The organism is Salinivibrio kushneri (assembly GCF_005280275.1).
In the GTDB taxonomy this organism is placed as follows: Bacteria; Pseudomonadota; Gammaproteobacteria; order Enterobacterales; family Vibrionaceae; genus Salinivibrio; species Salinivibrio kushneri.
In genome coordinates this window covers 223,955-249,191 of the sequence record NZ_CP040022.1, presented here as the reverse complement: position 1 = coordinate 249,191, position 25,237 = coordinate 223,955, and the positions used below count along the sequence as shown (strand labels likewise).

The following is a 25,237-nucleotide window of genomic DNA, read 5'->3' as shown; positions in this document are numbered from 1 at the left end:
AACAGACCAATCAACACAGGATGTGTACCCGTCGATGCAGGTTGAGCGATCGCAACGCGAGGGTGACGCTCGCGAACCCATTGCACCATTGCGGCTGGGCCCGCGTTTAAAAGCCGTCAGGGTCGGGCTTGGGCTGACGCTTGAGGAGGCAAGCCAGCGCACTGGCTTGGCGCGTTCAACCTTATCCAAAATTGAAAATGAACAGATATCCCCGACTTTCCAAGCGATGCAGAAACTCGCGCACGGCTTGGATATCGATATTCCGCAACTGTTTGCCCCACCAAAAAAGCGGCAAGCAACAGGTCGGCGAGATGTGACGCTAGCGGGTCAGGGAAAAGCACACCCTACGGGTACCTACGAACATGAGTTATTGGCAACACAGCTAAGCAACAAAAAGATGATGCCGTTTAAGTCGCGGGTTAGGGCACGTGCGTTTGAGGATTATAGCGACTGGATTCGACACGACGGGGAAGAGTTTTTATTGGTGCTGGAAGGCAGTATCCAATTTTTTTCTGAGTTTTATGAAGCGATCACTCTCAATGAGGGTGACAGCGTATATTACGACGCCACCATGGGGCACATGCTAGCTTCCGTCAGTGATGACGATGCGCTGATCTTATGGGTAACAGCGTCTTAACTAACCACATAAACGCATTGCTTAACGTGGGCAAGATGCCTGCGGGCACAATATGGAGAGAATAATGGCAGAGTTACTCACGACCCCGTTACACCGCCTGCACCTTGATATGGGCGCAAAAATGGTTCCTTTCGCTGGCTATGACATGCCAGTTCAGTATCCGCTGGGTGTGCGCAAAGAGCACCTTCATTGCCGTGAGCATGCAGGGTTGTTTGATGTTTCTCATATGGGGCAAATCCGTCTTCATGGCGCAGACGCGGCCAAAGCATTGGAAGCGCTCGTCCCAGTTGATGTGTTGGATCTCCCTCAAGGTAAACAACGCTATGCCGTATTCACCAATGAGCAGGGCGGCATTTTGGATGACTTGATGATTGCCAACCTCGGCGATCACCTCTTTTTGGTGGTCAACGCGGCCTGCAAAGCACAAGACATTCAGCACCTGCGCGACAACTTGAAAGGGGATGTCTCCGTCGAGGTGATTGAAGATCGCGCCTTACTGGCGCTTCAAGGCCCGAAGGCGGCGCAAGTGCTGGCGACATTCAACCCGAAGGTGAATGACATGGTGTTCATGGACATTCAGCCTGTTGAGATTGATGGCATTCACTGCGTGGTGAGTCGTTCAGGTTATACCGGCGAAGATGGGTTTGAAGTGTCTGTCCCGGCTGAACATGCAGAATCTCTCGCCAAAGCCCTTTTAGCTTACGACGAGGTGGAATGGATTGGCTTGGGCGCGCGTGACTCACTGCGCCTTGAGTGCGGACTGTGTCTATATGGGCACGATCTGGACACTACCACGACGCCGGTTGAAGCAACCTTGATCTGGGCAATCAGTAAAGTGCGTCGCGCCGATGGTGAGCGTGCGGGTGGCTTCCCCGGTGAGGCGAAAATACTCGATCAAATCGCGACCAAAGCGGTGAGCCGCAAGCGCATTGGGCTGGTGGGCCAAAGCAAAGCCCCTGTGCGTGAAGGCAGCAAGCTGTTTGATGCAGACGATAATGAAATCGGCGTGGTCACCAGCGGCACCTTTGGCCCCACCAAAGGCATGCCTGTGGCGATGGGCTATCTCCCTCCTGAATTTATTGCCCCCGGCACCGAGGTATACGCGGAAGTACGTGGCAAAAAACTGCCCATGACGGTCGAAAAAATGCCCTTTGTACCGCAGCGGTATTATCGCGGCTGATCTCGGTCAGTGCGAAGGTCGATAAAAACGCAGCCAAAGACGGCTGCGTTTTTGTTTGTGAGTCGACTTCTACTTTTTAGGTGGCGATGAATCGCTACGCCTCACTCAGTTGCTCGACCGCTTCCAGTGCTTGAGAGCCGTAAATCAACGACGGACCACCGCCCATCACAATGGCAACATTAATCGCTTCTACGCATTCTTGTTTAGTCGCGCCGTGCTTTAAAGCGGCGGCCACGTGGGCACCGATACAGCCATCGCAGCGCGCGGCAATACCAATCCCTAGTGCAATCAACTCTTTGGTTTTTACATCGAGATCACCTTCAGCCATTGCTGCCCGATGCAGCTGTCCGAATGCGGACAGGGTGTCACTGCTGTGTGCTTTAAATTGTTTATTGAGCGCCAGTTGTTGCTGATTGATTTCCTGATAGTTTTTCTTGGTCATGAAGTTGTCCTTTTAATTTAGCCTTGTCTAATGTAATGGCTTTTTGGCCATCATGCAATCCGTGTCTGCCGAGCCACTGCATTTGCCTAAAAAAGCAATCAGCTCGATACCGTTTCGTGATAAAAGAGAGGGAAAATACGTTATTTATTAGATTGTCATTAATGGTTGTTCTAATTTAAAACAACACACTTAACCTTTTGACCAACATGTTCCTATGTGCTGTCACTGACGGAGGTCAGTATGAGTATTAAAAAGCGCTTACTCGTTGTCGTCCTGACAGGCGTTATCCTGCCCACACTTATCATCGCTATCGTATCACTCTATCAGTTCCGAACGAGTACGTTGCAAAGCTATGAGCAAAGCTCCTACAAAGAAATGCAGCACATAGGCAACGCGTTTAAATTTTACTTAGAAGGGTTGGCGGCAAACGCCAAGATGCTGGGTAACAGCGACGCCCTTCAACGTTTAGACAGCTCTGTCACCAAATACATGGGATCGACCAAAGCCATGACCTCCAAGCAAAATAGTCCTGCTGAGGCACGGGCGTATGGGTTGCTAGAGGCGATGGGCGAGTCACGAGAAGATTTTGCGTATGTGTTCCTTGGGCTAAGTGATGGTGGGTACATTCAGTGGCCGCAAGGGGAGTCTGGCAACTACGATCCTCGTCAGCGTCCTTGGTACCAGACGGGCCAGGGAAGCGGAAATAACCCAGTTAGGGTGCCTGCTTATCAAGATGTGACGACGGGTGCCCCCCTCCTTGATTATGTCATGGAGTTTCAAGCCCAAGACGGCCTGAGTGGTGTGATTGGTGTCGACGTTACGCTAGAAGCACTGACAAATATGTTAGGTGACGTTACCCTCGGTGAGTCGGGGTATATTGTGCTGGTGGAAGACACAGGCACGGTGCTTGCTGACCCGAACAACCCAGACAATAACTTTGAACCTGCCCAGAGTGTCGACAGTGTTTACAGCGGTGGGAATTTTAGTGAATCACTCACTGCTGTTTCCTTTTCTGGTAAAGATTATTTTGTCAATCAGTACAAAGCGCCAGAGAGTGGCTGGCGTTTGATTGGGATTGTGCCGCAGCAAGAAGTTCTAGGCCAGGTTACCCGGCTGCAAACCGTTATTTTATCCATCAGCCTGATCCTTGTTGTCGTGTTTGGTGCGCTTGGTTACTTTATGATTCAACGTATATCTGCATCTATCATTGCCGTCAGTGATGGGCTGAGTGATGCGGCAAGCGGTGATGGTGATTTGACCAAGCGTTTACCGGTTCGCAGCCAGGATGAGTTGGGTAAAACGGCGGGTGCCTTTAATCAGTTTGTGGATGTGATTCAAGAGTTGATCGTCGGTATCAAGGACAGATCCACCAAGCTGTCGTCTCATGCCGATCAAACCACTCAATTTGCTGAACAGTTGGACGGCGCCAGTCACCAACAGCGCTCAGGGCTAGAACAAATTGCCACCGCCTTCCACCAAATGGTGGCCACCGCCAACGAAGTCTCTCAAAACTGCAATCAAACGGCGGATTCTGCCCAGCAGTGTCAGTCGGAGGTCGATCGTGGCATGACCTTGATGAATAATACGCGCGCAGCGGTGCAAGAAATGGCCACCACGCTAAACGAAGCGGATAGCGCGATGGCTGAGCTGACCAAAGAGAACGATAATATCACCGCCATGCTGGATACCATTCGAGGCATTGCTGAACAAACCAATTTGCTTGCGCTTAATGCGGCGATTGAGTCAGCGCGTGCGGGTGAGCATGGGCGAGGCTTTGCCGTGGTGGCCGACGAGGTACGGGTGCTGTCACAAAAAACCACCAAATCAACGGAAGAGATTGATGAGCTGTTGCAGGCCTTAACCCAGCGCACGAATCAGCTTTCCGAGAAGCTGCAAGGCAGTGTTGAGCACTCACAAACCACCACGGAGGCGACGGAAGAGGCCTTGAGCGTCTTTGACACTATCCAAAGTTTGGTAGGGCAAATTCACGACATGGCGTCACAAATTGCCACGGCCACCGAGGAGCAGCACTCAGTATCGGAAGATATTAATCAGAATGTGACCAGTGTGCTAGAAGGTGCCAACAGTGCAGCATCAACGGCAGAGCAAACCAATGCCACAGCTGCCGAGCTGCGTGTGGTGGCCTCAGAGCTATCAGAGTTAGTTAATCGTTTTAAAACGGAAAAGGACAGTTAATCGCAGCGGGTGAAAACCGAGTGACGACATAAAACGGCGAGCCAAGTGCTCGCCGTTTTTCATGTGTGTGATTTGTTCGTTAGGTGACCTCGACAAACCCCATCAGACCCGTTTTCATGTGCTCAATAACATGGCAATGGTACATCCATCGGCCCGGATTATCGGCCACAAACGCTGCCTTGGCGTGGCCATTTTTACCCAACAAAACGGTGTCAGTGTGAAATGGTGTGACTGGTTTGCCATCCATTTCCAGCACAGTAAAGGTGTGTCCGTGCAGGTGAATAGGGTGATGGTACTGGGTGACATTTTTTAAATCGAAGATATAGGTCTTTCCGCGTTCCAGTTTGGCGATCGGCTCAGGAATATTACCTTTACTCATTCCTTCCCAGGCGCGTTTATTCATCAACCAAAACTCGTGTTTTCCCTTCCCTTGCTTATCAGCAGGCGTGATCGCGCCAGCCCACTCAAACACAAAATGACGGGTTTCAGCATTCTCTAAATCTGGTTTTGCAACGGGATTGAGTGGCAGAGTGGGTAGGGGCTTCTCTGTTAACGTTGACGGTGTGGCGGTAAAGCTTGCCAGCAAGAAAGGAAAGTCACCTTTCATGTGCATTATTTCAACTGTTTCACCAGCATTGGGTGCTATCAGACCAATATCTAGCCGCATCCCTGGGGCTATCTTGTGCGTCTCCAAGCGGCGTGGTGTGGCAATCGGGTTACCATCGATAGCGATTATCCAGGCTTCTGCGCCGCGCACTTGAATGGGATAGGTGAGTGTATTGTCCACGTTGGCTAAGCGCAATCGTGTGGTTGCCTTTTCTTGCAGTGTGTATTCAGGATGGTGAATACCATTTACGGTGCCCCACTCGCCAGGCGTGCCCATACGCGCGCTATAGCGAGGGATAGCGAGATCTTTCCAGTTACCTTGACGATCAAGATGCCAGTGTTTGAGTGTCAGTGTGTGCTCTTCATCAAACACAACCGGCGTGGCTTCCTCGACCACAATCGCACCGACCAGCCCTTTACCCAACTGCACCACTGAGTTCATATGCGGGTGGTACCAAAAGGTGCCGGCATCCGGTGGGGTAAAACGATAGGTAAAGGTTTCACCGGGCTGAATAGGCGCTTGGGACAAGAAAGGAACACCGTCCATTTCAATGGGAATGCGTAGCCCATGCCAGTGAATCGTGGTGGGTTCATTGAGGTTATTGGTGAAGTGAATGGTCACTGGCTCACCTTGGCGGCAGCGTATAGTGGGGGCTGGCGTCTCGCCATTGAAGGCCAGTACATCGGTCTGATGCTCAGGAACCAACTCAGCCTGACTGGGCTCAGCGCTTAAATGGTATTCCCACTGCCCGTTTTGTCGAGAGGCAGAGACTAAGGAGCAAGCAGGCAAAGTGGAAAGGGCTGCCACCGCTGCGGTCGTTCGTAAAAATTGACGCCGGGAGAGGCCACGCGCGTTCAGTGATTCACCATTCATTCTTAATACCTTTTCAACGCCGTCATTGCGTAACAGTGTACCTCGAAAAATGGTTTCTGAGAAAGATTATCAATTGTGTTTGTGAGGCAGTTAAAACAGCGAGTGCCAAGACTCGTTGAGCCGTCAGCTTATTGACAGTGGAAGGCTTCGAGCCCAGGTACTTGATTGATAGGCGGTAAGCTTTCGAAACCTGGCTTAGCAATGTAATAGCCTTGAAAGAAGTCGACGCCTAAATCAATCAGGCATTGAAGCTCGGCTTCTGTTTCAACACCTTCGGCAATAATTTGACGACTTAGCTCGTGGCACATGGCGACACTGTGGCGCACAATGGTTTGCTTGGTGACGTCAGTGTCAATATCTCGCACAAGCGCCATATCCAGTTTAATCATATGGGTGTTAATGCTGGCAAGCGCGGTAAGGCCGGAGTAACCGGCACCGAAATCGTCTATTGCAGTTAAAAAGCCTTGTGAGCGGTAATAACGAATAATGCGCTGAATATGACTGTAATCAAGGACTTCCTCCCCTTCGGTGAACTCAAACAGAATCCGTTCGAGTGGGAAATTATAGTCATTCGCGGCTTTCAGCGTGGTGCGGATACAGCGCTCTGGCTCGTACACGGCATTGGGCATAAAGTTAATGCTGAGATAACAAGGAATAGATAGTTCGGCCGCGAGTTTGACTGCCTTGATCCGACAGGTTTGATCAAATTGATACTGATTCTCTGCGTTAACATGCTTAAACACGCTGCCCGCGCCGCTACCGTCCTTGCCTCGGGCAAGCGCCTCGTAGGCATAAATGGAATGCGTGGAAAGCCGAATAATGGGTTGGAATGCCATGGTAAAATCGAATGCGAGTGGCTGCGCATCCCTGCAGGCCTCACATTGTGTTGAAGATGCTGTCATAGAAAAGCGGTTATTTAGTCTGTCCTTGTAAAAAGATTAATGGAGTTCTGGGCAGAATGCGAATGAGATGACAAAAATTATGGGGTTCGCACGGTTTAAGGTACAGGCCTAGTCGTGATCATTCGATATAAACCGATCAGACTGGGATTCAATAGGCCAAAACGGTCTCTTTTTCGTCACAAGTTGGCACCGGATATGCTTAATATTTAACCGGCAACGTTGGAAGTGTCATTATGATGGCGGAAAGCACGCTTAAAAATGCGTGCCGCGAAAAGGGACTTCCCAATATTTGCTACAAAATAGCCAGAATTGGTTTATACCTTAATAAGGTGGCTTTACAACCAACCCCACGAGATGCCGGTTCAAGGTAGCTGGCCAGTGACAGAGGATGAACGTCATGCTTGCTGAAAAACGGGATGAAATAGACAACCCCCTGATTTGGCCAATACTCAGTATTCTAGAATCAACGCGACAAAGTTGGAAAGTGCACCATCTATTAGGTGAGCTGCAAAAAGACACCATGATGGCCCAGCTTGATGCTGACCCCCACCTTGATTTATTTAAACGCAACTTCCTGATCATGAATGCCTTGTATCAACTACAAGAAATGTTGTTGCCGCAGCAGTGGTTGCAGGTTGAGTCAATGGATATCCAGCTACAATGGCGGGTTGGCAACAGTGGCTTTGTGGCCAAAGAAATTGATTACCAGGATCCGTTGCGTGATTACTACATGGACTGGAACAACTATGACGCCAGCCAAGATGACGTCAAAGAACTGTTGTCTTCGTTTTGGAAGCACTACCAGCGTCATATCGGCAATGAGGCGCCGGGCGAGGCGATGTTGGAGCGCAATAAGGCGTTAAAAGTGTTGGGTTTGGATGAGAATGCTAGTGAGCATGAAATTAGGCGTCAGTGGCGCAAAATGGCGCTCAAGTGGCACCCAGATCGGCCCGAAGGAGATGCAACCACTTTCCGTGAGATGTGTGAAGCTTGGCAAAGCTTGCGCTTATAAATGGCTGTCAGCAAGCAACAACAGGGTGTGAGAAAACACCCTGTTGCTTGAACCTCTGACATGCTTGTGGTTTTCGCGTAACACTTACGCGTTATTCAGCCCGCGACTGCGCAATTCAAAGATCAGCTTTTCGGCACTGCATTCAAACTGCAATTTGATGTGCGCGCCATTGCGATCAAACTGTTGCGGATCAAAGTCATGCTTAACGGCAGGGTTAATGCTCTCTGCGAGGGAGAGGTATTGCTCGAAGCGCGCTTGCACCGCGTCCTTGCTATCGCCTTGAATGGTCAATTCTGCCACTTCGTCGCCCTCAGAAATAATGTAACCTATTTCAGCGCTAACACCACATGCATCACAGGTATCGGTTTGATTCTCTTTCATGGTATTTCCCTACGTTAAAAGCAGCAGGCGTGAAAAACGTGCTGGTGGCCTGCTGTAAGTCGATAACATGATCTTTAGCAAAGTCTGGGTTGTGGCACATTGAGGCAGGTCAGGTTTTGCAGTGTTTGTAGCACGCTGTAGTGATGGCAGCAATACAGATACTGATAAAGACACCACCCACTATTCGTGTTTATGCCAACACGTGCAATAGTGGGTGAGCATTATCATTTGATTGGGTTAAAGGATCAGCGCAAATCTTCTTCCCATTGCACTAAGGTACCCTTCGGCCAGTGAGTACCGACATCATGATACTCTTGCTCTAGCTTGTGACGGCGAATTTTCAGCGTCGGCGTGAGTTTGCCGTTCTCAATGCTCCACGGCTCTTTAATCATCAATACGCCTTTGATTTGCTGGTGAGACTCCAGCTCCCCGTTGATGGTATCAATCACCTTCTTCACGCGACGCTCATAACGCGCGCGGTCAAAGTTGGGAAAGTGATGTGGCAGCGCGAGTAGAATAGGGGCAGGCATGCCTGAACCAATCACACAGAGCATCTCGGCATTAGAGAGTTCGAACAAACGCTTTTCAATCGGCACGGGCGCGACAAATTTACCTTTGGCAGTTTTAAAGGTGTCGTTTTTGCGGCCAGAAATACTCAGATACCCCTCGCTATCCAGTTCACCTAAATCTCCCGTGTGTAACCAGCCATCGACCAAGGTTTCTGCGCTGGCTTCTTCGTTTTTGTAGTAACCACTGAATAAGCCTTCGCTTTTTACTAGGATTTCCTGATCATCGGCAATTTTGATCTCCACGCCAGGCCCTGCATTACCCACGGTGCCAATCTTATCGGCTCTAAATGGATAGTTGAGGGTACTGTAGGCATAGCTTTCTGTCATGCCCCACGCCTCGGTAATGTGTAACCCGAGCTTTTCATACCATTGCAGTAATGCGGGCGCGACAGGCGCTGAGCCGCATCCCAACACGCGTGCCTGATCCAATCCAAGGTTTTTTGCGATTTTGCTTTTGATCAGGTTATTGACCAAGGGAATGCGCAAGAGAAGGTTAAGTTTTCCGTCTGGCAGTTTTTCTTGAATGCGTTGCTGGAATAGTGTCCAAAGCCGAGGGACAGAAATGAACAAGGTGGGGCGATGCATTTTGACATCTTCGATAAAGGTATCGAGTGACTCAGGGAACGCGGTAGGGATCCCGCCCATAATCGCTGAGCCCATGATGTAAACCCGCTCGGTAATATGCGCGAGTGGTAGATAAGAGAACAAGCGATCATTAGGTTCAATGCCAATATGATCAATTAATCGCTGAGCGGACCAACAGTAGCCGCCATAACTTAAAATTGCCCCTTTAGGTAAGCCTGACGTGCCCGAGGTATACACTAAAGACATCACATCACTGTCTTGGTGCACAGGGCGCTCATCTGATGCTTCATGGTTGGCGATCAAGTCATGCCATTCGTAATGGCAGCTAATGGTGGGGTAAGGAAAGGCGATGGTCTTTAAGCCTGGCATGTTTTCCAGTGAGGCGCTCAAGGCTTTACTGTCATCAAGCTTGCCCACAAACATGGCTTTCGATTCACTATGGGTGACCACATGGTCAATGGTGTCTGTCCCGGCTGTTGGAAATATCGGCACACTGATATAGCTGCCCATCATCATCGCTAAATCGGCAATAAACCATTCCGCGCAGTTTTTGGAGATGAGCGCGACCTTATCACCGGGTTTCAGCCCCATGTCCCGTAGTGCGGTGACCATGCGCAATGCTTGGTCGGCCACGTCCGCAAAGGTGTAGTCATGAAAGCGGCGGCCGTGAATCTGGCGTAGAAAAACATGACTTGGACGTTCATCAGCCCACCGTAAGATCTGATCGTTCGGTTTGATATGTGACATTGGACTTCCTCATTGTCGCAACCTAAGAATACGTTTAAACGTTATAATAATGTTAATTTAGTGATCGGGGGCGGCGAGAAGCAAGATAATCATTTAAACACGTGTTCAAATTATGACTGATGGCACTATTTGCAGTGATTTGTCACGGATTTTTCAGTTTTTTCATATTCTTCTCAATAAGGTTTTTGGAAGTTTGATCCGCTTCAGCGTCTTGGTAAAGGGTTAGTGTCAGGCTGAGTGGGTGAGTCTGTACTATTTTAAAAGGGGCGGGACTTTTTCGTGAGTTAGCCTGGCCGCGAGCCGACTGGCGCGCGTGTCATCACAGCGCCAATGACGGCGATTGACGGGGAGAACAGATTACGCATGCCAAAACGCAGTAAAGCCCAAACACAACAAACCATTGAGACTATCTTGGCAGAGGCGAAGCGGCAGCTGTTGGCGCTCGGTTATGAGGGAATGTCTTATACCACGCTCAGTGAAGCGACAGGCGTATCGCGCACCGGGATTAGCCATCACTTTCCTCGAAAGCAAGATTTCATGGTCGCGTTAGAGCCTTTTTTGGTGGAGAGCCTGCGTACGCCACTCGATACGAGTGGCACCATCAATGCATTTATGAAAAGCTGGATGCAAGCGATGCATGCCGAAGGTGAATTTAAGGCGACGCTAAAGCTGTGCTTTTATGTGTTAATTAGTGGCAAAGCCGATCATGGAGCCGCATTCAGGTGTTTAAAAACGCTGCAGCAAGAGTGTGAACAGCAGATGCAAACCGATTTAACGGTCGCCTTTTCGCAACTGTTAGGGGCCAGTGTGTTGCTGTGCCGTCAGCGAGCTGACGCGAAATCCTAATGTCATCGCCTTTTAACCCGGGTTATGGTGCGAGAGATGACCGTCTGTTGACAGACAGCCCCTGCGTTTCTTGTTATCATTGTCACGCTTTATCAGCAAAACATGTATTTGGAGACAACCATGAACAATACCGACCATCCTCCGAGTCTTAACGGAGAAAAATAGCGACTGTTGGTATTGCTGCATTTCATCGTTACCAACTGTCGTCGATAGTTGGCCCTGCCTGCTTTGTTTTTCTCCTCTCGCTGTTAGACATCACACTGTCCGGATGGGCACGATGTTGTTGATGGTCGTTACCTACTGCCAATCGGGAGATTCGCCATGACGGTAATGAACAACACCTTTACTGAACCGACTGCTTTCTCAACATCAGAGATTGTGGCCGCTCGCAATGCCTTTTTACAATATGATCTCAACAAGCAAGTTGAACTGCTCACAGTCATGCCCCACGAGGAGTGTATGGCTGTGCTGGGTCACTGCTCGGTGACGCATGTCCATCAGCTTCTTGAACGGTTAAACGCGCAAGGCCACCAGCGTCTAGCCAATAAATATGCTCGCTGCCTAGGGATGATACGCCCGCATCGCAGCCTACATACGGGCGTGGGGACTTGGATCCACCGGAGACGCGCCAAACTGTTTGCTTTTTTGTCATTAGTGTTAGCCGTGGCCGCTGTGAGCTATTTATCGGTTTTTGTTTTTGTCTAGTCCGTGCGCACTTAGCTTGATCTTACGCAGTAAATTGTTGCGCAAGTATGCTATCACTATAACGAGAGTTGAATTGTTCAAAAATATTTTAATAATGGGGTGACGGCCGTGAGCCGTTATCCTAATTCTGCCAATAAGGTAACCCTATGAGTGATGCACTGGTACTCGTTATTAATTCAGGTAGCTCGTCGTTAAAGTTTGCACTGATGGATGCGCAAACTGGCGACGCGGTGATTTCCGGCGCTGGAGAATGCTTTGGGCGCGATGACGCGCGGATGAGCTGGAAAGTCGACGGCGAAAAAACTGAGAAAACCTTAAGTGCAGGAAGCAACCACCATCAAGAGGCCATGGATATCATTGTGGGCCTTATCGAAAGCAACCAATTAAGTGATAAGCTGCAGGCCGTTGGGCATCGCGTGGTACATGGTGGTGAAACCTTCAGCCAGGCCACCTTGATTGACGATGCCGTTTTGGGGCAAATTGATGCGCTAAAAGCCTTGGCGCCCTTGCATAATCCCGCGCATGTGGTGGGCATTAAAGCGGCACGCCAAGCCTTCCCAAGCTTGCCGCAAGTGGCGGTTTTCGACACCGCATTCCATCAAACCATGCCGGAAAAAGCGTATCATTACGCGATCTCGCGTCAGCTTTATAACGATTATGGTATTCGCCGCTACGGCTTCCACGGCACCAGCCACTACTTCGTGAGTCGTGAAGCGGCAAAATGGCTCAATCAAGCGCCTGAGCAAACCAACGTAATCACCGTACACCTTGGCAACGGGGCCTCTTTGTGTGCGGTCAAAGACGGTCAAAGTGTCGATACCAGCATGGGCTTTACGCCATTGGCGGGCTTAATGATGGGCACACGCTGTGGCGATATCGACCCATCTATTCTTGAGTTTCTCTCCAAAAAAGGCCTGAGTACCGATGAAATCCATCATGAACTGATCGATAAAGCCGGTTTGCTCGGCGTGTCGGAATTGACGAACGATTGTCGAGGCTTGGTCGACGCGGCAGAGCAGGGTCACAAAGGCGCACAACTAGCGCTAGAAATGTTTGCTTATCGCGTTGCGAAATACATCGCAAGTTACATGGTGCCTTTATCTCGCTTGGATGCGATTGTTTTCACAGGTGGAATTGGCGAGAACTCACTGCCAGTGCGGGAAATGATCCTAAAAGAACTCGCGATTTTCGGTTATCAAGCCGATGCCGAGGCTAACGCCGCCGCGCGTTTTGGTGCCGCAGGACAAATCACCACCCAAGCGTCACCGCTAGCACTGGTGATCCCAACCAACGAAGAGCTGGTGATCGCACAACAAGCCATGGCAATGGCCTGATTGTCGTCTCTTCCTCTGTTAATGAAGCGAGCTTCGTGGCTCGCTTTTTTTATGCCTAAAAATCAATCTCTATCAAGCCTTATATGATCCGATATAGCGCTTTTTGTATATAATGATGGACAAAGTGCATCGTTTTTTGATTTGATACCCGAAAGATAAAAAAGATTGGTTAGGTATGAAATTATATAGTGTGATTAAGGCTTATTTATTGGAAGCCCTGATTCTCGGTGGCGCGTTCGCGCTAGGGGTGTGGTTAACCCTTTCAGGCTATTTGCTTCATTAGTGAGGGGATGGGTTCCTCAGCCTTGTACGACTCAGGAACCGAGTTCTTTTAGCCCCGCTTGATCCCATGCCAATACACAGGCCAATGATGTGGTTCACCGAGGTTGTTGATCACTGCTGCAATGGTTACCAGTGCGACACTGCCTGCGAGCACGGGCGTAAACAAATAATCGATGCCTACCACCTGAGTCCCCGCTAGCATGATTACCAGTGGATTCGCTCCTGCCGGTGGGTGAACGGCACGGCAGGCTTGCATCAGCATAATCGCAAGGCCAACTGCTAGTGCGATCATCCAACTCTCACTTCCTACGCCATACAGCATCGCCAACCCCACACTGGCGGTCAGTAAGTGACCCACAATCACATTTCTCGGCTGCGCGAGTGGTGATTGAGGTGCTGCAAATAAAATCACACAGGTTGCGCCAAAGGGAGCCATCAGCCACGGCACGCCAGTGGTTTGATTCAGCACAGCTAAGGTGAGAATGCCAAAAAATCCACCCAGTAAGCCTTTTGTCAGTTGAACCCAAGTGGGTTTAGGCGGTAACGCACCGCCACCTTTTAGTCGTTTCATAGTTGCTCCTTCAATGGTCGAATAAAGTGTACCGATCTGTACACATTGTTTTAAAGAGTACAGATCGGTACACTTTATGACAAGTCTTTTTTGGAGAGCATGATGAGCAAACGCGATCACATCTTGGCGGTGGCCGAGTCGTTATTTAATCAGTTTGGTTACACCGCAGTGGGCGTCGACAAAATCCGTGATGAAGCCGCGGTCTCAAAGACCTCAATGTACCGGCACTTTGGCGCTAAGTCGGCCTTGATTGAGGCTGTACTGCAAGCGCGCCATACAAGATTTGAACAAGGGCTGCAGCAGGCTATTGATGCGCATCAGGATAAAGATGCCCAATTGACGGCTTTACTGGATTGGCATCTGGCGTGGTTTAAACAAGACGACTTCAAAGGTTGTATGTTTATGCACGCGATTGGAGAATTTAAGAGCAGTACAGACAGCCAAGTTACAGCGATTGCCAAAGCGCATAAGCGCAAAATTCGCAATATGATTGAAGGCATTGTCGGGTCTGAGGATGTCGACACCGTGATGACGTTATTAGAGGGGCTGATCGTGCGCGCCGAATTTGGTGAGTTACCCAGTCGCGCGTCGTGTCTGAAGATATTACAGCCTCTCTCGAGTGCATAGCTACCGATGCTTCGTGACAGCGTCACGTGTTGCATATGGACGTCGCCTTTTCCGTCTTCTAATCTCTAAGAGTGCGAAAACGATTTGAGGTGGCACTGTGACGAGATGGTGGATATTAATGGTTTGCTGGTTGCCGTTGAGTGGACTGGCAAACACACTCACTGTTGCATATCGCGATCATACGGGTGCAATGTCATCCGCGACCAAAGCGATCGTCGAGCGGGTTTTTGACTCGGTTGACCCACAAATCGAACTCGCTTGGATAGAAATGCCGTTAGCGCGGGCAGAGAATGCACTGGCTAAAGGGATCATTGATATTGATTTTGGACGCACGCGGTTGGTCTACCAGGACACGCCTCAGGCGCTTTATCCGAGTGAATCACTGTTTTCCGTCGGTTATCACCTGTTTGGCCATACATATGTTGGCAACCCTCAAGACTATCAACGTGTAGTGGGAGTGATTGGTGACCAAGTAGCGCAAATGATCGCGGATAAGTACCAGTGGGAAATGGTCGGTGCGAGGAGTGAGCGCGCAGCGTTGAATATGGTCAATAGCAATCGGGTACAAGCCATGGTGGCTTATGTGGGCGTGGCAAGCATTATTGAAAAAGAGCAACTAACTAATGTGCGCATGGGGGATAACCCTATCGAGTCCATCCCCATCTATTTTGCGATTCATCAGCGGCATCAGGCACTTCTTGAGCGATTGGACGCCAGCATAGGTAAAATGAAAAAGAGCGGTGAAATGGCTGCTTTACTCGAAAAACATGGCGCCACTTATTGAGACGCGTTTTCTATCCGCAGCTTTTGCTCGCGCACTTTACGACGCAATAGTTCTGTATAAATCGGTTGTCCGCCCAGCAACTGTGCGACCAAGGTGGCACCGAGGGTGGTGATGATTAACGGCAAAATCAGATAATAGTTGTTGGTCATTTCAATCACCAACAAAATACCGGTAATCGGCGCGCGCACCGTGGCCGCAAATAAGGCACCCATGCCAGCAATGGCAAACATCCCCGGCTCTATGCCCATTTCTGGGTACATATTGGCAACCACTAACCCATAAACAGTGCCTAACAAGGTGCCTAGCGCCAGCATGGGCGCAAAAATGCCCCCAGGCGCACCCGAGCTAAAGCAAATCACTGTCAGTAATGTGCGCGCCATAAAGATAAACAGCAGGGCACTGATTGAATAATTGAGGGTGACGAAGTCCGGCACCAAGTTAATCCCGCCATGGGTCAGCTCAGGGGCGTAGATAAGTAGCAGACCAAAAAAGCCACCTAAGGTGGCACCGACTAGCCAGATCCGTGTTTGGCTTTTTTGATAAAAGCGCTGGAAAAAATCCTGAAAGCGAATAATCAAAAAGTTAAACAACACGCCAAACACGCCGAAGCAGCAACCGAGGGCGAGAAAGAACCAAAGAGAAATGAGCGGTGGGGTTTCATATTGTGGCAGCACGATCACCGCCTCTTGGCCATTGATATACCGAAAAACAATGTCCGCGACAATTGCGGCGATAATTACCGCTTTAATTGAAATCAAGGTATAGCGAAATTGCGGTCGCATCTCCTCAACCACAAACATGATCGCCGCCAGTGGTGCGTTAAAAGCGGCCGCCAGCCCCGCTGCGGCCCCGGAGGCCAGCAGTGTTTGATTACTGTTTCTGTCTTTGATGCGGCAGGTGTCGGTGACCATTCGGCCAATATTGGCACCAATTTGCACACTCGGGCCTTCGCGGCCGAGAATCATCCCCGAGCCCAACGCGCCTAAACCGCCAAAAAATTTCACCGGGATAACTCGCCACCACCGTGAGGGGCGAATGCCTTCCATCGCGCCCTCAACTTCTGGGATACCAGACCCTGCCGCTTCAGGGGCAAAACGATGGACAAGCCAATAGCCGACCAAGGCGAGTCCTGCGCTAATGAGAAACGCGAGCACGCCTAAAGGGAGCATCGAGCTGATATTGCTGTCTAGCCAGTCGGTTCTGGATTGAGACAGTGAATGGATGGCGAGTTCGAAAAGGGTGACCACCACGCCACCTAAAAAGCCAATGACTACCGCGAGTAAAAGGATAGAAACGGGCGTTTTATCGCGAGACCATAATTTATCAAAGAAAACACTAGATTTGTAAAAGATGGCTCTCTTCTTGCCTGTTTTACTTACAATTTTCATCTGTGTGAACGCAAAGTGTGAAAAGAAAAGTGACGATGTACGGTGGCACGACTTCCTACGCCAACATCGTGCTGGGAACGTCCTGTTCCCTGAGAGAACGCATTTATACTACGCCAATTAACGGAACATGCAAGCGCTTGACAGATGCCTCATTGTCTAGTGATAAAGACAAAACCCGCGGGAGTAAGCGATATATTAATGAGACAGTCGTAAGCGAACATTTTTATACGTTTAACCGGTGTGCACCGTATTAACAACTAGCGTATCAGCTTTATCAGCGCCAATAATTGATTTGAATTAGATCACAGTTTGTTGCGCTGAAAATTTCTGCTCTGACCTGATCGAAGAGTAGACAGCGGTGTGGCCATGCCTGAGTCGTTAAGGCATGGCCGTCATCATCGCTAAAGTAAGACGTCATTAACCATGAAGGGCAGCTAGGTTATCGCCGATATCGATTAAGCGATCCAAAATACGCTCGCCATCGACGCCAATGCCATTGTGCTCGTACTCGTTAGTCATCCACGCTTGGCTGTTAGCAATCTTCGCCAAGGTTTGACGGGAATAATCGAACTCGACAAACATATCATCCACATAGGTGGCACAGGCGAGCGGCACCGTGTTGTGCTTGAGTGCCTCGAGATCATAAAGCGCCGGCCAATCGGTTTTTTCCGCCAGTAACATGGCGGCGTCTTTGAGTGGCTTGAGCGTGGCGAGTTGATCAAACATCCATGGATAGACCATTTCACCGGTAAAGCGGAAAGGCTGGTCGGGCTGGTAGTGGAACTGCGGGAACTGATCGCGTACTCGATGTGCTGACCACTGCGAGGCCTGCTGCTGGCAGTAAATCGATTCATGCAAAATAGCGTAGAAAGGGTTGGTTAAATACCCTTGTTCTGCCTGCATCGCATCAAGGAATGGATAGCTCAGCACACGCTCGCCATTCACCTCAATAAAGGCTCGTTCCAATAAATAATAAAGCGGCAGCCCCGCATGACCGCGGCCGAGATTTAGGCCAATGGTCTGGAACTGCTCCACCGTAAACGGCTGACCGTTTGGCAGCGTCACCGCATTGTTTTGCAAATACTGGGCAATCTCGTGGCAGCGGGCTTGTGCATCGGGGAACTGAGCGAAAAACTGCTGGTTCTTGTCTTCCACCCGCTGATAGGTTTTTTGGTACACCCTATCGGCATGCCCTTCAATCGGCGGAATACCGCCGGTGACAAACGCGCGCGATAGCGATTGCGGAAAGAAAGATAAATAGGTGAGCGCACAGAACCCACCAAAGCTTTGACCGAGGATCGCCCATTGCTTGATACCTAACGCCTCACGCAAACACTCGGCGTCTTTCACGATGCTATCGGCACGAAAATGGCTCAGGTAGTCCGCTTGCTCGGCGGCTGTGAGGTGGGCAAGCGTTTGGTGATTCACCGGCGAGCTTAAGCCCGTGCCGCGTTGGTCGAGCAACAACACGCGGTAATCGTCTAGTGCCCGTTTTAACCAACCGCTCGCACCATTAGGGCGAGGTGACTCCATGCCAGGACCACCTTGGAAATACACCAGCCAGGGTAAGTCTTGTTCATTTTTACGCGTATCCACCACTTCACGGGCGAAAATCGAGATTGAGGGGCTATCAACGTCACTATGATCCAGCGGTACATCAACATGATGGCTGCGATAACGGAGGTGGCGATCCCACAGATCTTGCATGGTAATTCCTTTACAAACAAAAAGATGACGCACGATAGATTACCAGAGATGGCGGGGAGCAGCGAGCACGTTTCCCTCAGCCAGCCTGTCACTTTTTTGTGATGAACATCACTTTTCTATTTACTTAGCCTGCTAACTATTTTATAGTACCTGGCTGGTATTACTTAGCCTGCTAAGTATTTTCACGATGGAAGGAAAACTCGATGACATCGCCCAATCCCGAACACATGTCTATCGCTGAGCACTTAGGGCGCACGGCGCGATTATGGCGCCGTGTGGCGAATTCAGAGCTTGAACCTCTGGGGCTGAGCTATCCGCGCTGGAGTGCGCTTTGGATGTTGCGCCGGCTGGGGGATGGCATCAGCCAAAGTGAATTGGCACTGGCGCTGGAAATTGAATTGGGCTCGCTAATGCGCACCTTGAAGCATTTGGAAGCGCAGGGGCTGATCACACGGCGCTGCTCGCCTGAGGATAAGCGCACCCGAACCGTGCATGTCACCGCCAGTGGCAGTGAGCTGATGTCACGCATTGAAGCGCGGGTATTGCGGGTGCGCAAGCACTTGCTCTCGGGTATCGCGGCCGAAGATTTTGATGCCTTGGAGCGGGTGTTAGTCACTATTAATCAAAATGCGATGGACTATACCGCCACCACCACAGATGACCACGGCACAGAACAATAAGTAATAGAGGTAAGAAAGACGAATGACACCAGATGAAAAGTTTGCGCGTTGGGTAAAAGTGGCCGCCCTCAGTTTTGTTTTGATTTTTGGCTACTTTTTGGCGGCCGATAACCTGATGCCACTGACGCCTCACGCGATGGTCACGCGCACCGTGACCAAAGTGGCCCCGCAAGTCAGTGGGCCGGTTAGCGCCTTGGCAGTAGAAAACAACCAGCGCGTTCAAAAAGGCGATGTACTATTTAAAATTGAACGTGCGCCTTATCGCATCGCCGTCGACCAAGCCAAGCTCGCCCTGGCCCAGGCGAGACAAACGAACGCCCAGTTGGATGCCTCATTGATGGCTGCGCGGGAAGATGTCTCAGCATTGGCATCAGTATTGGCACAAAAAGCGCGTGAAGCGAAACGTTTAAAAGCCTTGTTTGCCAAAAATGGTGTCTCCCAGCAGCAGCGTGATGATGCGATCAGCGCCGCTAATACCGCTCGCGCCAAATGGGAAGCGGCGAAAGCGCGTGTGAGTGCCCTCCAGATCCAACGCGGTGGCGATGGTGCCAGCAATATCGCTGAACAAGTGGCGCTGAGTAAGTTAAAAAAAGCGCAATTGAATCAATCCTACACTACCGTTAAAGCCAGCCATGATGGGGTGGTGACGAACTTGCAGCTGGATGTGGGGGCGTATGCCAGTGCGGGTAAACCGCTGATGGCCTTGGTGTCTGAGCGCGCCGATGTGATTGCCGATTTTCGTGAAAAAAGTGTACGCGATGTACAGACGGGCACCGCAGTGAATGTCACATTTGATAGCGAGCCGGGCAAACTGTACGCGGGACATGTGAGCAGTGTTGACGCCGGGGTCAGTGCCGGGCAAATCGACGCCAATGGGCAACTGGCGTCGCCTTCAAACTCCAACCGCTGGGTGCGTGATGCACAGCGGATACGTTTACACATTCAACTCGACGAATGGCCTGATCACGCCTTGCCAACAGGCGCACGCGCCACGGTTCAGATAATGCCTGAAAGCGCGGTGACGCAGTGGCTGGCCAGCGCGCAAGTCGGCTTTTTGAGTATGCTGCACTACATCTACTAAGGGGAGCTGACGATGAGGTTATGGCATCACCCCTTAAGCGATAACGATGTGCGCCAGTGCGCGCGCATTGCCACAGGTGCGACGCTCGGTTTTGCGGTGTGTAAGTTTTTCGGTTTTAGCTTCGGGGTGTTTTTTACTGTCACGCCGATGTTGTTGCTTGGCCTTGTCCCCGTGATTAACGGTCGCGCGGCACGGCAATTGCTCGCCTCCGCGGTGATCAGTGGGATAGAGGTCGGGCTGCTAGGGGGATTGTTTGGTGCACACCCTGGGCTAATGACACCGCTGGTGTTCTTGCTCTTCACCTACAAATTTGCCTGTATGTCCAAAGGGCGCTTTTTTCTCTTTGGCGCCAACAGCGTGTTAAGCCTGAGCATTATGCTGCACTTTGCCAGCTATCCCGATTTGCCCATTAACACCTTAATCTTCGGTAACCTGGGCGCCAATGTGTTATCGGTCGCGGTGGCGTATCTCGTCACCTGGTTAATTCCCGATGTCACGCCGCGTCAGCCGCCTGCTGCTCCGGCAGGGGGAAAACAATCGCATCGGATGCGCCACGAAGCGCTAATGGGCGCGACCTTGGCGACGGTCTCGTTTTTCATCTTTCAGTTATTTGACTTGCGCGATTCGATTTCAGCGCAAGCCACCACTGTGTTGTTGCTGTTTCCGATGCACTGGAATGGCTCGCTCAGCTATGCACGAAAACGGGCGATAGGCACAGTGCTCGGCGTCGCCTACGGCATTGGCTGCCAAGTAATATTATATGATTGGTTTAACGTGCTGATTTTAGTGATCCCGCTGCTATGGATAGGCACCATGCTGTTTGCCAAAGCCCACTTAAAAGAGGCCGGGGGCTCAGGTGTGGGGTTTGGTGCCATGGCTACGCTTGGGATCTTATTCGGGCAATACTTAAGTCCCAACCAAGACTTTATGTATGATGCCTTATACAGAGTGAGTAGCAATCTGGTGGCTATCGTGCTCACCTTGATGTTGTGTTTTATGGTGCACAAGCTGCTTAATTGCTTTTCCGCGACCCGGTTTGGTGCCGCGTAAGCGTATGAACGACTGAATATGTTCCTCGCTTTAGTCAATTAATAATGATTATTTTTGCGGTAAACATCTCATCCTAATTTGACTTTTGCGAGGTATCGCTTGTTTCTCCTCCGACCTGTCGCTATGCTCCATGGCTGTTATGATGCACAGATAGGAAGTCAGCGAAGTGAAAAAACTCATCCTGATCGTGGTATGCGCCATGTTTGCCGTTGCGGCAATTGCCAGTATCACCGCAACCACCTTTATCTCGCATGACGAGATTGACAACATTATTCTCAAGCGTTCGCAAGCACAGGCTGAGCTCCTGGCTGATCGTGCTGAATACATTTTAGAAAACTCTTCTACTCCCACCGCCGATTTACAAGACATGGTGTCGGATCTTAAAGGTCGCGACGACATCAGCTATGCGGTGATGATTGATAAAAACATCAAAGCCATTGCCCACAGCGACACCCAAAAGCTTGGCAAGGTGTATAGCGATAACTATACCGTCGCGGGTGCTGGCCAAGGCCAGCCGCAGCATTCTCGCTGGTATGCCGATGTGCAAGATGTATGGGTGTACGACATCATGATGCCGGTTTACGTTGATGGCCGCTTGTGGGGCGCATTTGATGTTGGCATCCCGATTACTGAGGTAGACAGCGCTGCTAATGGTATCGCCATTGCCCAGCTTACCGCGATTGGCTTGATTTTTGTCGGTTGTACCCTGGTGTTGGTATGGCTATTAGGCCGTTTATTCGCGCCACTAAAAGGCCTCGAGGATGCGCTGACTGATATCTCTAAAGGCGATGGCGATTTAACGGTGCGCTTGCCTGTCACTGGTAACAACGAAATTACCCGGATTTCGGTGGCGTTTAATACCTTTGTGGAAAAAATCGATCAAATCATCGCCAATGTGGTGGAAACCGGTGAAGAGCTGGGACGTTCGGCTGAATCGCTGCGTGATAAAGCGGCACACTCACTGAAACGTGGCGAGTCGCAAAGCGAACAAGCCTTGCTGGTGGTCACCTCAATGAATGAGATGATTGCTACCATCAATGAGATCTCACAAAGCGCCTCGAATGCGGCAGATTCCGCCTCGTCGGCGAACAATGAAACCGAAGCCGGTAAACAAACCTTGGCCGAAGCAACCGCGACGATTAACCAGCTCGACACCGAGATGGACAATATGTCGACGGTGATCACCTCACTGGCCGATCGAACTCAGTCGATTGTGTCGATTCTGGATGTAATTCGCGGGATCTCCGAGCAAACGAACTTGCTTGCCTTGAACGCCGCCATTGAGGCAGCACGCGCGGGCGAAGCGGGACGTGGCTTTGCGGTAGTGGCTGACGAAGTGCGCAGCCTGGCGACTAAAACCTCGCAATCGACCGAAGAAATTCAATCAACCATTGATCAGCTTCAGCAAGAAGCGAAAAATGCGGTTGATGCCATGGATACCAGCAAAGCGCTGACCACCGAAGGTAACCGTGCTACTGAGCAAGCACTGACCGCACTGGAAAGCATTGCCACGCAAGTCAGCACCATCTTGGATATGAACACCCATGTGGCGACGGCGACCGAAGAGCAATCGAGCGTGGCCAATGAAATCAACGTTAATATGGATACGGTTAACCAAGCGGCGCAAGCCGGGCTGGATGATAGCCATAGTTTAGAAGCCAGCAGCCAAGACTTGGCCGGTTTGGCGCGCACCTTGGACCACCATGTCGGCGCATTTAAAATCTCGGCAATTAAACCCACCGAGAACACATTGCGGGCGGCGCGCGACTAATTCAGCGTGTACCCTGGTAACCTTTATCGCCAGCCCTGTGCTGGCGATTTTTTTGCTTAATCATCAAAAAAGCAGAGGTTACTAAACACCTGTTCGTAGCTGCTGGGCGGGTAAGTGCTCGGCAAGATATGCCAGCCAGGCGGCTATCTTGGGTTGTAATTGACGCCCACTTGGATACAGCGCCCAAATGCCCTCATCGTCTACCCGATAATCGGTTAATACTTCTTCTAACTCGCCGCTTGCCAACGCGGGTTGCACGTAATAATGCGGCAGTTGCGCCAAGCCTAAACCGTGCTTGGCGGCATTGAGCAATGCGACGCCTGAATTGCAGCGCAATCGGCCTGACACGGTTAACGTGCGCACTTTGCCGCCGCTTTGGTAGTGCCAATGCTCGTTTGATCCCACTAAACAGCTGTGGCGACTCAGCGCACTGGGCGAGTCGGGGCGGCCATTTAAGGCCAAGTAACCTGGACTGGCGCAAATGGTTAACTGCCGTGAGCCCAGTCGCTTGGCTTTAAGGCTTGAGTCGGGTAAATGGCCAATACGGATCGCCACATCGGTGCCAGTATCTGTCATATCCACTCGCCGATTAGTCAAATGTAAATCCACCGCCACTTGCGGATACGCCACCATAAATGGTGCGAGCAGTGGGGCGATATATTGCTCACCAAAGTTTACCGGTGCGGTGACACGAATTTGCCCGGCAGGTAACGACTGCGCCTGGGTAATGGTTTGTTCGGCATCCACCAACGCCGCGATCAGCGGTCGGCAGCGTTGATAATAGAGCTCACCCTCATCGGTTAACGACACCTTCCGCGTAGTACGATGAAACAGCTTCACCCCTAAATACGCCTCGAGCGCAGCCACCCGGCGACTGACTGACACCACAGTGGTATCGAGTTTATTGGCCGCTTGGGTGAAGCTGCCATGCTCGGCGACGGATAAAAATTCGTTAAGTCCTTCCCAATGGGGCGCCATTGTTGTCTATCCTGTCATTATTCACGTATATACATTATTACGTGAGTGAAATAATAATTTTCAAATTTGCGGGATTATAACTAAATCTAACTTGGTTAGCATAGTCAGGTACGCAATTAACAAGCACAGAAAGGAACCTTCAATGGCACTAACCATCCAGCCAGGACAAACACATATCAAATCTAAAGCCGCGGTTGCCTGGGGGCCAGGCCAGCCACTGAAAATGGAAGAGGTCGACGTTGAACTGCCTAAGCCGGGTGAGGTGTTGGTCAGAATCGTCGCTACCGGTGTGTGCCATACCGATGCGTTCACCTTATCGGGCGACGATCCTGAAGGCGTCTTTCCCTCGATTCTCGGCCACGAAGGCGGCGGGATTGTTGAAATGGTCGGCGAGGGCGTCACCAGCGTGGAAGTGGGCGACCATGTGATCCCGCTTTACACCGCCGAATGTGGTGAGTGTAAATTCTGCCAATCTGGCAAAACCAACCTGTGTGGCGCAGTGCGTGAAACCCAAGGCAAAGGCTTGATGCCTGACGGCACCTCACGCTTTTCTATCAACGGCGAGACCATTTTCCACTACATGGGCTGCTCGACCTTCTCGGAATACACCGTATTGCCTGAGATCTCACTGGCGAAAGTGAGCAAAGCCGCGCCGCTAGACGAAGTTTGCTTGCTCGGCTGTGGCGTGACCACTGGCATGGGCGCGGTGATGAACACTGCCAAAGTAGAAAAAGGCGACACGGTGGCGATTTTCGGTTTAGGTGGCATTGGCCTGTCAGCGATCATCGGTGCCCGTATGGCCGGCGCGAGCCGCATCATTGGCATTGATATCAATGAAAGCAAGTTCACCCTTGCCAAGCAGCTGGGTGCCACCGATGTGATTAACCCGCAAGACCACGACAAACCTATCCAGCAAGTGATTGTGGAGATGACTGACGGCGGGGTTGATTACTCGTTCGAATGTATCGGCAATGTGGATGTGATGCGCCAAGCGCTGGAATGCTGCCACAAAGGCTGGGGCGAGTCAGTGATCATTGGTGTTGCTGGCGCAGGCCAAGAGATTTCCACCCGTCCGTTCCAGCTGGTGACAGGGCGCGTCTGGAAAGGCTCGGCGTTTGGTGGGGTAAAAGGCCGCTCAGAGCTGCCCGGCATTGTCGAGCGCTACCTCGATGGTGAGTTTGGCCTGCAAGAATTTATTAGCTACACCATGGGCCTTGATGAAGTAAACCGCGCCTTTGAACTGATGCACGAAGGCAAAAGCATTCGCAGCGTGATCCACATGGACCAATAACAGGACGGCCG

The 25,237-nt window shown here is 50.8% G+C and carries 23 protein-coding genes; 14 read left to right on the top strand and 9 right to left on the bottom strand.

Annotation, left to right across the window (positions count from 1 at the left end; translation table 11 throughout):
- Positions 1–34: 34 nt before the first annotated feature.
- Positions 35–637, top strand: a complete 603-nt coding sequence (locus FCN78_RS14255) for a helix-turn-helix domain-containing protein (RefSeq protein WP_069361010.1) — start codon at positions 35–37, stop codon at positions 635–637.
- A gap of 64 nt (positions 638–701) precedes the next feature.
- Complete coding sequence (gene gcvT / locus FCN78_RS14250; protein WP_077658977.1) at positions 702–1,817, top strand: glycine cleavage system aminomethyltransferase GcvT; 1,116 nt, start codon at positions 702–704, stop codon at positions 1,815–1,817.
- 94 nt (positions 1,818–1,911) lie between these two features.
- On the opposite strand, the gene FCN78_RS14245 is transcribed toward gcvT, so the two are convergent.
- Complete coding sequence (locus FCN78_RS14245) at positions 1,912–2,259, bottom strand: carboxymuconolactone decarboxylase family protein (RefSeq protein WP_077457262.1); 348 nt, start codon at positions 2,257–2,259, stop codon at positions 1,912–1,914.
- 240 nt (positions 2,260–2,499) lie between these two features.
- Here FCN78_RS14245 and FCN78_RS14240 point away from each other — a divergent pair, with 240 nt between their 5' ends.
- The gene (locus tag FCN78_RS14240; protein ID WP_077658978.1) at positions 2,500–4,455 is read left to right on the top strand and encodes a methyl-accepting chemotaxis protein; all 1,956 of its coding nucleotides are present in this window, start codon (positions 2,500–2,502) and stop codon (positions 4,453–4,455) included.
- Between the two features lie 79 nt (positions 4,456–4,534).
- On the opposite strand, the gene FCN78_RS14235 is transcribed toward FCN78_RS14240, so the two are convergent.
- Entirely contained in the window at positions 4,535–5,935 is a 1,401-nt protein-coding gene (locus tag FCN78_RS14235) for a multicopper oxidase family protein (RefSeq protein WP_077658979.1), read from the bottom strand.
- A 128-nt stretch (positions 5,936–6,063) separates the two neighbouring features.
- Positions 6,064–6,837, bottom strand: a complete 774-nt coding sequence (locus FCN78_RS14230; RefSeq protein ID WP_077520630.1) for an EAL domain-containing protein — start codon at positions 6,835–6,837, stop codon at positions 6,064–6,066.
- Between the two features lie 397 nt (positions 6,838–7,234).
- On the opposite strand from FCN78_RS14230, the gene FCN78_RS14225 reads away from it, so the two are divergent.
- A complete protein-coding gene (locus tag FCN78_RS14225) occupies positions 7,235–7,849 on the top strand; it encodes a DNA-J related domain-containing protein (RefSeq protein ID WP_046075714.1) in 615 nt (204 codons plus the stop codon).
- 84 nt (positions 7,850–7,933) lie between these two features.
- Here FCN78_RS14225 and FCN78_RS14220 read toward each other — a convergent pair whose 3' ends face one another.
- Together FCN78_RS14220 and FCN78_RS14215 are read right to left on the bottom strand one after the other, a co-directional pair.
- On the bottom strand, positions 7,934–8,230 hold the full coding sequence (locus tag FCN78_RS14220; protein WP_077658980.1) for a DUF406 family protein: 297 nt from the start codon (positions 8,228–8,230) through the stop codon (positions 7,934–7,936).
- A 245-nt stretch (positions 8,231–8,475) separates the two neighbouring features.
- The gene (locus FCN78_RS14215) at positions 8,476–10,131 is read right to left on the bottom strand and encodes an AMP-binding protein (RefSeq protein ID WP_077658981.1); all 1,656 of its coding nucleotides are present in this window, start codon (positions 10,129–10,131) and stop codon (positions 8,476–8,478) included.
- Positions 10,132–10,494: 363 nt separating this feature from the next.
- On the opposite strand from FCN78_RS14215, the gene FCN78_RS14210 reads away from it, so the two are divergent.
- From FCN78_RS14210 to FCN78_RS14200, 3 genes are all read left to right on the top strand, one after another.
- Positions 10,495–10,977: a TetR/AcrR family transcriptional regulator gene (locus FCN78_RS14210; RefSeq protein ID WP_158075246.1), complete on the top strand. Its 483-nt coding sequence runs from the start codon at positions 10,495–10,497 to the stop codon at positions 10,975–10,977.
- A gap of 321 nt (positions 10,978–11,298) precedes the next feature.
- Entirely contained in the window at positions 11,299–11,682 is a 384-nt protein-coding gene (locus FCN78_RS14205) for a hypothetical protein (protein ID WP_077486837.1), read from the top strand.
- Between the two features lie 146 nt (positions 11,683–11,828).
- Positions 11,829–13,016: an acetate kinase gene (locus tag FCN78_RS14200; protein WP_069362280.1), complete on the top strand. Its 1,188-nt coding sequence runs from the start codon at positions 11,829–11,831 to the stop codon at positions 13,014–13,016.
- A gap of 331 nt (positions 13,017–13,347) precedes the next feature.
- Here the strand turns inward: FCN78_RS14200 and FCN78_RS14195 are convergent, their stop codons facing one another.
- The gene (locus FCN78_RS14195; protein ID WP_077658982.1) at positions 13,348–13,869 is read right to left on the bottom strand and encodes an HPP family protein; all 522 of its coding nucleotides are present in this window, start codon (positions 13,867–13,869) and stop codon (positions 13,348–13,350) included.
- Positions 13,870–13,971: 102 nt separating this feature from the next.
- Between FCN78_RS14195 and FCN78_RS14190 the strand changes: the two genes are divergently transcribed.
- Positions 13,972–14,496 carry a TetR/AcrR family transcriptional regulator gene (locus tag FCN78_RS14190; RefSeq protein WP_077658983.1) on the top strand — a complete coding sequence of 175 codons (525 nt, stop codon included), beginning with the start codon at positions 13,972–13,974 and terminating at the stop codon, positions 14,494–14,496.
- Positions 14,497–14,593: 97 nt separating this feature from the next.
- On the top strand, positions 14,594–15,280 hold the full coding sequence (locus tag FCN78_RS14185) for a substrate-binding periplasmic protein (protein WP_131825564.1): 687 nt from the start codon (positions 14,594–14,596) through the stop codon (positions 15,278–15,280).
- On the opposite strand, the gene clcA is transcribed toward FCN78_RS14185, so the two are convergent.
- Both clcA and FCN78_RS14175 read right to left on the bottom strand, forming a co-directional pair.
- Positions 15,274–16,668: a H(+)/Cl(-) exchange transporter ClcA gene (gene clcA, locus FCN78_RS14180; RefSeq protein WP_077457242.1), complete on the bottom strand. Its 1,395-nt coding sequence runs from the start codon at positions 16,666–16,668 to the stop codon at positions 15,274–15,276. The genes FCN78_RS14185 and clcA overlap by 7 nt on opposite strands.
- Before the next feature lie 417 nt (positions 16,669–17,085).
- Positions 17,086–18,375: an alpha/beta fold hydrolase gene (locus FCN78_RS14175; RefSeq protein ID WP_077658985.1), complete on the bottom strand. Its 1,290-nt coding sequence runs from the start codon at positions 18,373–18,375 to the stop codon at positions 17,086–17,088.
- 203 nt (positions 18,376–18,578) lie between these two features.
- Between FCN78_RS14175 and FCN78_RS14170 the strand changes: the two genes are divergently transcribed.
- The 4 genes from FCN78_RS14170 to FCN78_RS14155 all read left to right on the top strand — a co-directional run bounded on the left by FCN78_RS14170 (position 18,579) and on the right by FCN78_RS14155 (position 22,957).
- Positions 18,579–19,055, top strand: coding sequence for a MarR family winged helix-turn-helix transcriptional regulator (locus FCN78_RS14170; RefSeq protein WP_077457238.1), 477 nt, complete (start codon positions 18,579–18,581; stop codon positions 19,053–19,055).
- Positions 19,056–19,077: 22 nt separating this feature from the next.
- The gene (locus tag FCN78_RS14165; RefSeq protein WP_077658986.1) at positions 19,078–20,136 is read left to right on the top strand and encodes an HlyD family secretion protein; all 1,059 of its coding nucleotides are present in this window, start codon (positions 19,078–19,080) and stop codon (positions 20,134–20,136) included.
- 12 nt (positions 20,137–20,148) lie between these two features.
- A complete protein-coding gene (locus FCN78_RS14160) occupies positions 20,149–21,186 on the top strand; it encodes a DUF2955 domain-containing protein (protein WP_069362292.1) in 1,038 nt (345 codons plus the stop codon).
- 166 nt (positions 21,187–21,352) lie between these two features.
- A complete protein-coding gene (locus FCN78_RS14155) occupies positions 21,353–22,957 on the top strand; it encodes a methyl-accepting chemotaxis protein (protein ID WP_077658987.1) in 1,605 nt (534 codons plus the stop codon).
- A gap of 81 nt (positions 22,958–23,038) precedes the next feature.
- Here FCN78_RS14155 and FCN78_RS14150 read toward each other — a convergent pair whose 3' ends face one another.
- The gene (locus FCN78_RS14150) at positions 23,039–23,935 is read right to left on the bottom strand and encodes a LysR family transcriptional regulator (RefSeq protein WP_077658988.1); all 897 of its coding nucleotides are present in this window, start codon (positions 23,933–23,935) and stop codon (positions 23,039–23,041) included.
- A 142-nt stretch (positions 23,936–24,077) separates the two neighbouring features.
- Between FCN78_RS14150 and FCN78_RS14145 the strand changes: the two genes are divergently transcribed.
- Positions 24,078–25,226 (top strand): S-(hydroxymethyl)glutathione dehydrogenase/class III alcohol dehydrogenase, encoded by a 1,149-nt coding sequence (locus tag FCN78_RS14145; RefSeq protein WP_077520672.1) that lies wholly within the window; start codon positions 24,078–24,080, stop codon positions 25,224–25,226.
- The last annotated feature ends 11 nt before the right edge of the window (positions 25,227–25,237 follow it).